We start from the raw sequence: 11,618 nt of genomic DNA on the forward strand, positions 1-11,618 counted from the left end.
CGTGACCGATCTGCGCAGCCTGCCGGTGCCCGACGGACTGGAGGGGGAGCGGCTGGACGCCGCCATCGCCCGGATGTTCGGGCTCTCCCGCACCCGCGCCGCCGAGCTGATCAGCGGCGGCGACGTCACCGTCGACGGCGCCCCGGCCGCCAAGTCCGACCGCGTCAGCGGCGGCTCCTGGCTGGAGGTCGCGCTGCCGCCCGCCCCCTCGGCCCCCGTGCCGGTGCCGCAGGCCGTGCCCGGCCTCGCCGTGCTGCACGAGGACGACGACATCATCGTGGTGGACAAGCCCGTCGGCGTCGTCGCCCACCCCACCCCCGGCTGGACCGGCCCCTCCGTCGTCGAGGGGCTGCTGGCCGCCGGGCACCGGGTCAGCACCAGCGGCGCGGCCGAGCGGCAGGGCATCGTGCACCGGCTGGACGCCAACACCACCGGCGTGATGGTGGTGGCCAAGAGCGAGTGGGCCTACAGCATGCTCAAGCGCGCCTTCAAGGAGCGCACCGTCGACAAGGGCTACCACACCCTGGTGCAGGGCCACCCCGACCCCTCGCGCGGCACCGTCGACGCCCCCATCGACCGGCACCCCGCCGGCGACGGCCGCTTCGCCGTGGTCGCCGGCGGCCGCCCCTCGGTCACCCACTACGACACCATCGAGGCCTTCCGCGCGGCCAGCCTGCTCGACGTCAGGCTGGAGACCGGCCGCACCCACCAGATCCGGGTGCACCTGTCCGCGCTGCGCCACCCGTGCGTGGGCGACCGCGCCTACGGCGCCGATCCCACCCTCGCCGAGCGCCTGGGCCTGCGCCGCCAGTGGCTGCACGCCGTCCGGCTCGGCTTCGAGCACCCTGGTGGCGGGCACTGGGTGGAGTTCACCAGCGAGTACCCCCCCGACCTCCGGCACGCCCTGGACGTGCTGGCGGCCGAGAGCTGACCGCTCCTGGCCGCCCAGAAGCCGCTCGCGGCCGTGGCGCGGGCCCGTCGTGCCGGCTAGCGTCGGCACGTGGTCGATCCTGTTCTCGCGGCCGGTGCGTTCGTCGTGTTGGTGCTCGCAATCGCTCTCGCGCGCTGGTACGCCGCGTGGAGCCGCTACGACGCGGTGCGCCGCACGCCGACCTTGAGCGTCGCGGAGATCCGGCGGCGCCTGGAGTCGGCCGGGAGCGTGGTGGCCGAGGTGGTCGGCCAGGTCGGCGCCGACCCCGGCCGCGAACTCACCGCCCCGTTCTCCGGCCGCTCGGCCGTGTGGTGGCACACCTGCGTGGTGCGGCACTACTGGCACTACGACTCCAACCACGACCGCGATCACGGCCCCACCCGCACCCGGCGCACGAGTGTGGCGGCCGAGAAGGCGTCACAGGCCCCGCTGCTGGTGACCGACGGCACCGGGACCGTCAGGGTGCTGCTCGAAGGGGCCCGTATGGTCATCGACGGTCTCAGCCATGACGACTTCGAGGAGGGAACGGCCCGGGCGGACGCCCTCGGAATCGTGACGCCGCCCGGGAGCGGGCACATCGGATACGGCTTCCAGGAACGGCTCATCCGGGCGGGCGAGCAGGTCTGCGTACTGGGCGAGATCACCCGCGAGAACGGCGAGCTGCTCGTGCGTGCCCCGGAGGCCGAGCACTTCCTCGTCTCCAACACCTCGTCCCAGCGGCTGGAGGACGAGCTGAGAGGCGCGCACTGGCAAGCGGCGGCCATCGTGGTCCTGGTGCTGGTGTTCGCCGCCATAACGGTGCTGGTCGTGATGAACGCCCCCTTGACGCCGGCCTAGGGCCGCCGAGGCGGCTCAGCCCAGGCCGAGCAGGCGCAGCCCCGCCGCGACCGCGGCGGCGGCGAGGAGCACCACCAGGAAGGGCGCCCGCAGCAGCAGCGCGGCCACGGCCGCAGCCAGCCCGGCGAGCCGGGGCAGGTCGAAGTCGAAGGACGGGCCCGAGGTGACGGCCTGCTGGGCCACCAGGGCCGCCAGCAGCGCGACCGGCACGATCGCGGCGAAGTGCGCCACGACGGGGTGGTCGAGCAGGGCGCGCGGCGCCGAGAGCCCGGCCAGTTTGAGCAGGTAGCAGCCGACCGCGGTGCCCACGATCGCGATCCACAGGGTCACGGCCGGTCCCTTTCGTCCCCGTTGCCGTCCGACGGGCGCGCGCCCGCGGTCCGCAGCGCCTGCGCCGCCACCGGCACGGCGGCGGCCGCGGCGGCCAGCAGCACCGGCACGCCGGGCGGCAGAAAGGCGGTGGTGGCCAGCAGGATCGCGGCGCCGCCCAGCGCCACCCGCAGCCGGGTGCCGCCCTCGGTCAGCTGCGGCCACAGCAGCGCCAGGAAGATGGCCGGGCCGACCGCGTCCAGGCCGAAGGCGTCGGGATCGCCGATCCGGTCGGCCGCGACCGCGCCGAGCGCGGTGGTGGCGTTCCACAGCGCGAACAGCGTCGCGTAGGTCACCGCGAAGGCGGTGCGCGCCGACTTCGGGTCGGGCTGGGCGATGGCGACGGCGGTGGTCTCGTCGATCACGCCGTGCGCGGCGACCAGCCGGCGCAGCGGCCCGCGCGCCTGGAGCAGGTCGGCCAGGCGCAGCCCGTACAGGGTGTTGCGGGCGCCCAGCAGCAGCGCGCCCACCCCGCCCCACAGCGGGCTGCCGCCCCCGGCGACCACCCCGATCAGGGCGAACTGCGAGGCGCCGGTGAAGGCGAGCAGGCTCAGCACGCAGGTCTGCCAGACGTCCAGGCCGGCGGTGGTGGCCGCGGTGCCGAACGCGATCCCGGCCGGGCCGACGGCGAGTCCCACCGCCAGCCCGGAGCGGACGGGGGAGGGGTGGTCCCGCGGGGCGGGCTCCGCGGGTGCGGACGGCGGTGGAGGCTGTGCTTCGGACATGCCGCCGACGCTAGCCGGGGCCGTGCTCCGCGGTCTTGAACGATCCTGCGCCCCGCCGGTACACCCCGGGCGACATCCCGGTGATCCGCTTGAAATGGCGGGACAGGTGCGCCTGGTCGGCGAAGCCGGTGGCGGCGGCCACCTCGGCGGGCCGCGCGCCGGTGCGCAGCAGTTCGCGGGCGCGGTCCACCCGCTGCTGGACCAGGTAGGCGTGCGGTGGCAGGCCGTAGGCGGCGCGGAAGGCGCGCAGCAGTGCGAAGGGCTCGGCCCGCACCGTTTCGGCCAGCTCGGCCAGGCTCGGCGGGTCCAGCAGCTCCGCGTGCAGGATGTCGCGGGCCGCCCGCACCTGCGCGGGCAGCCGGCGTGGCGGCGGGGGCGCGGCCGTGCCCGAGGCGTGCCGGGTGACCAGGGTGGCCAGCGCGGTGCGCAGCAGGGTGGAGGAGGCGAGCCGGTCGCCCTCGGCCGCGGCGCGGTGCGCGGCGCGCAGCCGCTCGGCCGTGACGGGGTCGTCGATGACCGCGTCGGTCAGCAGCGGGGCGCCGCGCCCCGCGCCCACCTCGGCGGCGATCGCCGTCATCAGCGCCACGTCGGGGCGGATCACCCGGTAGCTCCACCCCTCGGGAACCCCGGAGTGGCCGGTGTGCACGTCGCCGGGGTTGACGGCGCCGATGGCGCCGGGCCCGGCCCGGTGCAGGACGCCCCGGCACTCCCACTCCTCCACACCCGTCTCGATCACCGCGACCGTGTAGCTGTCGTGGATGTGGCGGGTGAAGCGGTAGCGGCGGTAGCGCGCCGACACCAGTTCGACGGCCGGGTGGGCGGGGTGGTGCCAGAAGCGCACGTCCTCGCGGTCGGAGGTGATCACGTCCTCATGCTAGGAAACGCCCGGTGCGCCCGGTGCGCTAGCGTCGGGCCATGACCGAGATCATCGTGGCCGCCACGGTCGCGGAGCGCGCCGCCGGCTTCGCCGTCCGCGAGCAGGTCTTCATCGGCGAGCAGGGCGTCCCGGCCGACATGGAGTACGACGCGCTGGACGACGCCGACTCCACCGACCACTTCCTGGCGCGCGTCGGCGGCGAGGCGGTGGGCGCCGCCCGGCTGACCGCCGAGGGCGGCACCGCCGCCCTCGGCCGGCTGGCCGTGCTGCCGCGGGCGCGCGGCGCCGGGCTCGGCGCCGAACTGGTCCGCGCCGTCGAGCAGCGGGCCCGCGAGCGCGGGTTCACCGCCGTCGAGCTGCACGCCCAGGTGCCGGTGCTGGAGTTCTACCGGGCGCTGGGCTACACCGCGCACGGCGAGGAGTTCGAGGAGGCGGGCATCCCGCACGTCGAGATGCGCAAGGAGCTGTGAGCGCGCCCCGGGCGACGGCGCGGCGGCCGCTCCGTAGGCTGGCGACGTGACCCGACAGATGCCGCTTTTCCCCCTGGGCACCGTCCTGTTCCCCGGGATGGTCGTCACGCTGAGCATTTTCGAGGAGCGCTACCGCAGGCTCGTGGCCGACCTGCTGGAGGAGCCCGAGGACGCCGACCGGGGCTTCGGGGTGGTGGCCATCCGGCTCGGCCGCGAGGTCGGCTCGGGGACCCCGCACCGGATGGCGTCGGTGGGCTGCGTGGCCGAACTGCAACGCGCCCAGCACCACGACGACGGGCGCTACACCCTCACCGTCAGCGGCGGCAGCCGGTTCCGCACCGACGAGCTGTTCGAGCCCGACGACCCCGACGGCTACCTGCGCGCCTCGGTGACCGTGCTGCCCGACGCCGTGGGCGACAACGCCGACGCCCTCGCCGAGGTGGTGGCCCGCCGCTTCAAGCGCTACGGCGAGCGCCTGGCCGCGGCCGGGATCGCCGCCGTCGCCTCCGTCGAGCTGCCCTCCGACCCGCTGCGGCTGTCCTACGCCGTCGCGGGCGCCCTGCTGGTCGACCCGGGCGACAAGCAGCGGCTGCTGCAGGCCGAGCACGCCGCCGCCCGGCTGGCTGACGAGGCCGAGCTGCTGGCCGGGGAGTCGCGGCTGCTGAAGTCGCTGCGCACCCTGCCCGCTGGGCAGTTCCTGGACACGGGGGTGAGCCTGAATTGAGCCGCAGGAAATCCGCCGGCCGCTCCGGCGGCACGCCCGCCGCGGTGGCGGCCGAACGCGCCGGGGTGGCGTTCACCCTGCACCCGTACGAGTCGGGCGGCGGGGCCGAGGGCGCCTCGGCCGGCTACGGCGAGGAGGCGGCCCAGGCGCTGGGCCTCGGCCGCGACCGGATCTTCAAGACCCTGGTGGCCAGCGTCGACGGCGCGCTGACCGTCGCGGTGGTGCCGGTGTCGGGCAGCCTCGACCTCAAGGCGCTGGCCGGGGCGGTGGGCGGCAAGCGCGCCGAGATGGCCGATCCCGCGGCCGCCGAGCGGGCCACCGGCTACGTGGTGGGCGGCATCAGCCCGCTCGGGCAGCGCCGCGCGCTGCCGTGCGTGGTGGACGCGAGCGCGTCGGCGCACCCCACCGTGTTCGTGTCGGCCGGGCGGCGCGGCCTACAGCTGGAGATCGCGCCGGACGACCTCGTCCGGCTGGCCGGCGCCCGCACCGCCGCCATCGCCAGGCCCGCCCGCGACCGCAGCGGCTGAGCCGTCCGGCACGGCCGCGGAGGCCGGCGCCTGCCCGGCCGCCGACCAGCGCGCCCACACCAGCGCGATCAGTTCGAGGATCGTGTACTCCATCGCCGCGCCCAGCGGCCACAGCACCACCGCCGCCACGGCGCGCAGCCGCAGCGGTGCGGGCACCTCCTCGCCCTCGGCCGCCGCCGCCAGCGCGGCCTGGTAGCCGGGCAGGTCAAGGTTGTAGGCGACCGCAGCGGCCAGCAGTGACGCGGCCAGCGAGCCGGCCACCACCCCGAGCAGCACGCTGGTGGAGTGCGAGCGGCCGGTGCGCTCCGACCGCCGGCGGTGCACGGCGTAGCCGACGTAGCCGCTGATCAGGCCGGCCGCCAGCGCCATCAGCGCGAAGCGCCCGTCGGCGGCGAACTCCACCCCGGAGTTGCCCAGCACCGGCCGCGGCCCCTCGGCGGTGACCGCCATCGAGGCGCGCGGCGCGATCAGCCACCACACCAGCCCGACCGGCGGGCCCGCGGCCGCGACCGCGAGCGCCGGCACCACCAGTGCGCGCAGGCGGCGCGGCCGCGCGCCGGCGGGATGACCGTCGAGTCCGGTTCGCCCGGTGAGCCCCATGGACCGCAAGGATAGAACGGCCGCGAGGTCGTAAGCTCATTGGCCGTGCGGGTGGACCACATCGTCGTCGGGGCCGGGACCGCCGGGTGCGTCCTGGCCGCCCGGCTGAGCGAGGACGCCGCCCGCACGGTCCTGCTGATCGAGGCCGGGCCCGACCGCCGCTCCGGCGAGCTGCCGCCCGCGCTGGCCGGGCTGGACTGGCACGCCGCCGGACGCCACGACGGCACCCTGTGGCCGGGGGTGGCCGCCGAGTCGATGCCCGGCCGCGAGCCGCAGCCCTACCTGTGCGGGCGCGGCGTCGGCGGCAGCGGCGCGGTCGACGCGATGATCGCGCTGCCCGGGCTGCCGCACGACCACGACCGCTGGGAGCGCGAGTACGGCGCCGTCGGCTGGTCCTGGGCCGACGTGCGGCCCTGGTACCGCGCGCTGGCCCGCGGCCTGCGCCGCCTGGGCGCCGCCGAGCTGAACCCGCTGGACGCCGCGGTGCTCGCCACCGCCGCCGACCACGGCCTGTCCGGCTCGGCCGACCTCTACCGCTCCGCCGCCGACGGCGGCGGGCCGCTGTGGTGGACCGCCAGCGGCCCGCGCCGGCACGGCGCCGCCCAGGCGTGGCTCGAACCGGCGCGCGGACGGCCGAACCTGGCGGTGCGCGGCGGCGCCGAAGCCGTCGGGCTGCTCGACGACGGGCTTGCGGTGCGCGGCGTCCGGCTGGCCGACGGCATGGAGATCGAGGCCGGCGAGGTCATCCTGGCGGCCGGCGCTGTGGGCAGTCCCTCGCTGCTGCTCCGCTCCGGCCTGGGCGGGCCCGGCGTCGGCCGGTCCCTGTCGGACCACCCGGTGGTGAGCGTGCCCGTCGAGGCGCAGTGGACCATGCCCGCCTCCGGCGACACCTGCGTGCACGGCATCGGCTCGCTGCTGCGGCTGTCGTCCTCCGTGGGGCGCGGCGACATCCACCTGGTGCCGTGCATGGGCAAGACCGTGGTCGGCATGGCCGACCGGGGCGTGCTGCTGGCCGCGCTGATGCGGGTGCGCTCGCGCGGCCGGGTCGAACTCGACGCCGAGGGGCGGCCCAGGATCGACCTCAACCTGCTCGACCACGACCTCGACCGCGCCGCCATGCGCGACGCCGTGACCGCCCTCGCCCACACCCTCACCTCCGGCGCCTTCACCGCCTCCTGGGGCTCGGCCGACGAGATGGACCCCAAGGAGCTGCTGGACCCCGAGGTCTTCCACAGCTGGGTGCCCGACCAGCTCGGCGGCCACTACCACATGTGCGGCACCTGCCGGATGGGCCCGGCCACCGACCCCTTCGCCGTCGTCGACGTGCACGGCCGGCTGCACGGCCGCCGCGGCCTGCGCGTCGCCGACGCCTCGATCCTCCCCGACGTCCCCTCGGCGCCCACCCAGCTGCCCGTGATCATGGTCGCCGAGCGCATCGCGGCGCTGATCAGGGCCGAGGGCTGAGGGCGAAGACGGGACGGCGGCGGGGCGGCGGCCCATAGACTGGACGGGTGATCTCACGAATCGACCTGCGGGGGTCCGACCGTGACCCGCGCGATGTGCTGCCCCGGGCCGACACCGACGTCGAGTCCGCGCTGGAGACGGTGCGGACCATCTGCGAGGACGTCCGGCATCGCGGCGAGGCGGCGCTGATCGAGATCACCGAGCGCCTCGACGGTGTGCGGCTGGACTCCGTCCGGGTGCCGCCCGGGGAGATCGCGGCCGCGCTCGACGCTCTCGACCCCCAGGTGCGCGCGGCGCTGGAGGAGTCCATCCGCAGGGTGCGGCTGGTCCACGCCGACCAGCGCCGCACCGACACCACCACCCGGGTGGTGCCCGGCGGCACCGTCACCGAGCGGTGGGTGCCCGTGGGCCGGGTGGGGCTGTACGCCCCGGGCGGGCGGGCCGTGTACCCCTCCAGCGTGGTGATGAACGTCGTCCCGGCCCAGATCGCCGGGGTGGAGTCGCTGGCCGTCGCCTCGCCGCCGCAGCCGGAGTTCGGCGGCCGCCCGCACCCCGCCATCCTCGCCGCGTGCGCGCTGCTGGGCGTCGACGAGGTGTACGCGGTCGGCGGCGCGCAGGCCGTGGCGATGTTCGGCTACGGCGCCGGCCCCTGCCGCCCCGTCGACATGGTCACCGGCCCCGGCAACCTCTGGGTCACCGCCGCCAAGCGGCTGCTCAAGGGCCGCATCGGTATCGACGCCGAGGCCGGCCCCACCGAGATCGCCGTGCTGGCCGACGCCACCGCCGACCCCGTCCACGTCGCCGCCGACCTGGTCAGCCAGGCCGAGCACGACCCCATGGCCGCCGCCGTTCTGGTCACCGACTCCGAGGAGCTGGCCGACGCGGTCGAGCGCGAGCTGGCCGCCCAGGTGGCCGCCGCCAAGCACAGCGGGCGCATCGCCGAGGCGCTGGCGGGCCCGCAGTCCGGCGTCGTGCTGGTCGACGGCGTCGACCACGGCCTGGAGGTGGTGAACGCCTACGCGGCCGAGCACCTGGAGGTGATGACCGCCGACGCCGCCGCCGTGGCCGCCCGGGTCCGCAACGCGGGCGCGGTCTTCGTCGGCGCGCACAGCCCCGTCTCGCTCGGCGACTACGCCGCCGGCTCCAACCACGTGCTGCCCACCGGCGGCTGCGCCTGCTTCTCCTCCGGCCTGTCCGTGCAGACCTTCCTGCGCGGCATCCACGTGGTGGAGTACTCCGCGCAGGCGCTGGCCGAGGTGGCCGGCACCGTGATGACCCTCGCCGAGGCCGAGGACCTGCCCGCCCACGGCGCTGCCGTGCGGGTCCGCCTCACCGGGGGCGCGGGGGAGGGGCGGTCGTGACCGAGCGGGCGGAGACCACCTGGGCCGAGCTCCCGATCCGCGACGACCTGCGCGGCGGCTCGCCCTACGGCGCGCCGCAGCTGGACGTCCCGGTGGCGCTGAACACCAACGAGAACCCCTTCCCGCCGTCGGAGCGGCTGGCCGCCGCCATCGGCGCCGCCGTGGCCGACACCGCTCGCGGCCTCAACCGCTACCCCGACCGCGACGCGGTGCGGCTCCGCGACGACCTCGCCGCCTACCTGGGCCACGGCCTCACCGGCCGGCAGGTGTGGGCGGCCAACGGCTCCAACGAGATACTCCAGCAGCTGCTCCAGGTCTTCGCCGGTCCCGGGCGCGCCGCGCTCGGCTTCGAGCCCTCGTACTCGATGCACCCGCTGCTGACCCGGGTGAACAGCACCGAGTGGATCGGGGTGCCCCGGGCCGCCGACTTCACCATCGACACCGGCGAGGCGCTGGCCGCCATCGAGCGGCACCGGCCCGCCATCGTCTTCGTCACCTCGCCCAACAACCCCACCGGCACCGCCGTGCCGCTGGACACCATCGAGCGGATCGCCAAGGCCGCCCCCGGCATGGTGGTGGTCGACGAGGCCTACGCCGAGTTCGCCCGGGCCGGCACCCCCAGCGCGCTGACCCTGCTCCCCGAGCACCCCCGCCTGGTGGTCACCCGCACCATGTCCAAGGCCTTCGCCATGGCCGGGGCCCGGCTCGGCTACCTCGCCGCCTCGCCTGCCGTCGTCGACGCCCTGCTGCTGGTGCGGCTGCCCTACCACCTGTCGGCCGTCAGCCAGGTCGTGGCCAGCACCGCGCTCTCCTTCGCCGGCGAACTGCTCGGCACGGTCGACGCGCTGCGCGCCGAGCGCGACGACCTGGTGGCCTGGCTGCGCTCCGAGGGCTTCACCGTGGCCGACTCCGACGCCAACTTCGTGCTCTTCGGCGAGTTCGACGACCGCGGCGCCGTATGGCGGCGGCTGCTCGACCGCGGCGTGCTGGTCCGCGAGGTCGGCCCGCCCCGCTGGCTGCGCGTCACCATCGGCACCCCGGCCGAGAACGCCGCCTTCCGCGACGCCCTGCTCGCCGCCGTCCGCTGACCCCGCCCGCGACCCGCACACCGCTGAAGAACCGCACACCGACCACGAACCGCACACCGGTGACCGGCGCCGTCCGCACCGTCGCGCGCACCGCCCCGACCGAACCGTCCCGCACACCGAGGAGACAGCAGCGATGAGCCGCACCGGCCGCGTCGAGCGCACCACCAAGGAGACCAAGGTCCTGGTCGAAGTGGACCTCGACGGCACCGGCAAGACCGACATCGGCACCGGGGTCGGCTTCTACGACCACATGCTCGACCAGCTCGGCCGGCACGGCCTGTTCGACCTCACCGTGCGCACCGAGGGCGACCTCCACATCGACACCCACCACACCATGGAGGACACCGCCCTCGCCCTGGGCGCCGCCTTCGCCCAGGCCCTGGGCGACCGCGCCGGGGTGCGCCGCTTCGGCACCGCCGCCGCCCCCCTGGACGAGGCCCTGGCCCAGGTCACCGTCGACCTCTCCGGCCGCCCCTACCTCGTCCACAGCGAGCCCGAAGGCATGGCCCAGCTCATCGGCCGCGACTACGACACCACGATGACCCGGCACATCTTCGAGTCCTTCGTCGCCCAGGCCCGCGTCTGCCTGCACATCCACGTCCCCTACGGCCGCAACGCCCACCACATCGTCGAGGCCCAGTTCAAGGCCCTCGCCCGCGCCCTGCGCGAAGCCTGCGAACTCGACCCCCGCGCCGCCGGGGTGATCCCGTCGACCAAGGGGGTGCTGTAGGGACCGGTCCGGGTCATCCGGTGCAACCGAAGTACTCGTCGATCTGTTCATAGAGTTCGTCAGTCAGGTCCACTTCCGGCGGCATGTAGTCGTGTGCGCGTACGAACGCGACGAGTTCCGGATCGAAACGCAGGGGATAGTGCGCGGCGTAGTGGACCGGGTCCGCGCGCCACAGCCAGGTTCCATCGGTGATCAGGGAGGGGCCGCCGGGGGTGACGTGAGGGCCGCCGAAGACGTCGGGTGTCGCCTCCATGACCGCCAGCAGCCCCGAGCCGCACACCTAACGGCTCGAAGAATTCGATCTTTCGCCCGGAAAACCGACCCGGTCATTCCCGGTGAAGAGACCGGGAACGATCCGCGTCAAGCCTTGCCGGAAAGGTTCGATTCTTGGCGGAGTCGCCGGATCGAGTGATCATCGGCGATTTCCACCGCCTCGCTCGGATACCTTTGCGCCGGTCGCGGCGCCAGTGTTCCCGTTCGTGATCTGTTATCGAATTCATTCCCGCGAAGGTGGCGGCCGAAAGGTTTTCCGCGGTGCGAGACGCCTGCCGAATCGGTACGCTGGCGAACCGGAAACGGACGAACGGTGGTGGGGTATGGCCTGGGCCCGCTGTCCGCCGAGGCAGCCGCCTTCGGCGCCGACCTGCTCGCCGCGGCCGCGCACACCCTGCCCAGCGCGATCGTGGTCGACATCGGTCGCACCCCGGACGGCTGGGCGGTGATCGAGGCCAATGCCGCCTGGGCCGGCGGCCACTACACCGCCGACCCCGAAGGCGCCCTGGACGTCGTCCTGCGCGCCGCCGCCCCGGCCGGCGCGGTCGGCGAGCACGACCGGCGCTTCGTCCGCCGCCCCGCCCCGGCGCCCGCTCCGTGACACCGCCGCCCGCGGCCGCGACGCGCACGGCCGCGGTCGCG

The 11,618-nt window shown here is 75.4% G+C and carries 15 protein-coding genes; 10 read left to right on the forward strand and 5 right to left on the reverse strand.

The genetic code is table 11. The features are described 5' to 3' along the window. Position 1: 1 nt before the first annotated feature. Both CLV72_RS13820 and CLV72_RS13825 read left to right on the forward strand, forming a co-directional pair. Positions 2–931: an RluA family pseudouridine synthase gene (locus CLV72_RS13820; protein ID WP_106246940.1), complete on the forward strand. Its 930-nt coding sequence runs from the start codon at positions 2–4 to the stop codon at positions 929–931. Between the two features lie 69 nt (positions 932–1,000). Beyond that, on the forward strand, positions 1,001–1,768 hold the full coding sequence (locus CLV72_RS13825) for a GIDE domain-containing protein (protein ID WP_106245677.1): 768 nt from the start codon (positions 1,001–1,003) through the stop codon (positions 1,766–1,768). A gap of 15 nt (positions 1,769–1,783) precedes the next feature. Here the strand turns inward: CLV72_RS13825 and CLV72_RS13830 are convergent, their stop codons facing one another. From CLV72_RS13830 to CLV72_RS13840, 3 genes are read right to left on the reverse strand one after another with little or no spacing between them, the layout of a single operon-like run. Further along, positions 1,784–2,098 (reverse strand): AzlD domain-containing protein, encoded by a 315-nt coding sequence (locus tag CLV72_RS13830; RefSeq protein ID WP_106245679.1) that lies wholly within the window; start codon positions 2,096–2,098, stop codon positions 1,784–1,786. Further along, a complete protein-coding gene (locus tag CLV72_RS13835; protein ID WP_106245682.1) occupies positions 2,095–2,862 on the reverse strand; it encodes an AzlC family ABC transporter permease in 768 nt (255 codons plus the stop codon). The genes CLV72_RS13830 and CLV72_RS13835 overlap by 4 nt, the downstream gene beginning before the upstream one ends. A gap of 10 nt (positions 2,863–2,872) precedes the next feature. Beyond that, the gene (locus CLV72_RS13840) at positions 2,873–3,727 is read right to left on the reverse strand and encodes an AraC family transcriptional regulator (protein ID WP_106245684.1); all 855 of its coding nucleotides are present in this window, start codon (positions 3,725–3,727) and stop codon (positions 2,873–2,875) included. Between the two features lie 50 nt (positions 3,728–3,777). Between CLV72_RS13840 and CLV72_RS13845 the strand changes: the two genes are divergently transcribed. Genes CLV72_RS13845 through ybaK form a run of 3 tightly spaced genes read left to right on the forward strand, consistent with a single transcriptional unit; the run spans position 3,778 to position 5,460 of the window. Next, positions 3,778–4,209 (forward strand): GNAT family N-acetyltransferase, encoded by a 432-nt coding sequence (locus CLV72_RS13845; RefSeq protein WP_106245686.1) that lies wholly within the window; start codon positions 3,778–3,780, stop codon positions 4,207–4,209. A 46-nt stretch (positions 4,210–4,255) separates the two neighbouring features. Then, entirely contained in the window at positions 4,256–4,933 is a 678-nt protein-coding gene (locus CLV72_RS13850; protein ID WP_211302865.1) for an LON peptidase substrate-binding domain-containing protein, read from the forward strand. Continuing rightward, entirely contained in the window at positions 4,930–5,460 is a 531-nt protein-coding gene (ybaK, locus tag CLV72_RS13855) for a Cys-tRNA(Pro) deacylase (protein ID WP_106245690.1), read from the forward strand. The genes CLV72_RS13850 and ybaK overlap by 4 nt, the downstream gene beginning before the upstream one ends. Here ybaK and CLV72_RS13860 read toward each other — a convergent pair. Next, positions 5,368–6,060: a hypothetical protein gene (locus CLV72_RS13860; RefSeq protein WP_106245692.1), complete on the reverse strand. Its 693-nt coding sequence runs from the start codon at positions 6,058–6,060 to the stop codon at positions 5,368–5,370. The two genes, ybaK and CLV72_RS13860, sit on opposite strands and share 93 nt — an antisense overlap. 45 nt (positions 6,061–6,105) lie before the next feature. On the opposite strand from CLV72_RS13860, the gene CLV72_RS13865 reads away from it, so the two are divergent. The 4 genes from CLV72_RS13865 to hisB all read left to right on the forward strand — a co-directional run bounded on the left by CLV72_RS13865 (position 6,106) and on the right by hisB (position 10,703). Next, on the forward strand, positions 6,106–7,524 hold the full coding sequence (locus tag CLV72_RS13865; protein WP_170140975.1) for a GMC family oxidoreductase: 1,419 nt from the start codon (positions 6,106–6,108) through the stop codon (positions 7,522–7,524). Between the two features lie 47 nt (positions 7,525–7,571). Further along, positions 7,572–8,885: a histidinol dehydrogenase gene (hisD, locus tag CLV72_RS13870; RefSeq protein WP_106245696.1), complete on the forward strand. Its 1,314-nt coding sequence runs from the start codon at positions 7,572–7,574 to the stop codon at positions 8,883–8,885. Next, positions 8,882–9,973: a histidinol-phosphate transaminase gene (locus CLV72_RS13875; protein WP_106245698.1), complete on the forward strand. Its 1,092-nt coding sequence runs from the start codon at positions 8,882–8,884 to the stop codon at positions 9,971–9,973. Before hisD ends, CLV72_RS13875 begins: the two co-directional genes overlap by 4 nt. Before the next feature lie 133 nt (positions 9,974–10,106). Further along, positions 10,107–10,703, forward strand: a complete 597-nt coding sequence (gene hisB / locus CLV72_RS13880) for an imidazoleglycerol-phosphate dehydratase HisB (protein WP_106245700.1) — start codon at positions 10,107–10,109, stop codon at positions 10,701–10,703. 13 nt (positions 10,704–10,716) lie between these two features. On the opposite strand, the gene CLV72_RS13885 is transcribed toward hisB, so the two are convergent. Next, the gene (locus CLV72_RS13885; protein ID WP_146159451.1) at positions 10,717–10,956 is read right to left on the reverse strand and encodes a hypothetical protein; all 240 of its coding nucleotides are present in this window, start codon (positions 10,954–10,956) and stop codon (positions 10,717–10,719) included. A 333-nt stretch (positions 10,957–11,289) separates the two neighbouring features. Here CLV72_RS13885 and CLV72_RS32820 point away from each other — a divergent pair, with 333 nt between their 5' ends. After that, the gene (locus CLV72_RS32820; RefSeq protein ID WP_211302866.1) at positions 11,290–11,577 is read left to right on the forward strand and encodes an ATP-grasp domain-containing protein; all 288 of its coding nucleotides are present in this window, start codon (positions 11,290–11,292) and stop codon (positions 11,575–11,577) included. Positions 11,578–11,618: the final 41 nt, after the last annotated feature.

Origin of the sequence: Allonocardiopsis opalescens (assembly GCF_003002095.1) — a bacterium.
GTDB lineage: Bacteria > Actinomycetota > Actinomycetes > Streptosporangiales > Streptosporangiaceae > Allonocardiopsis > Allonocardiopsis opalescens.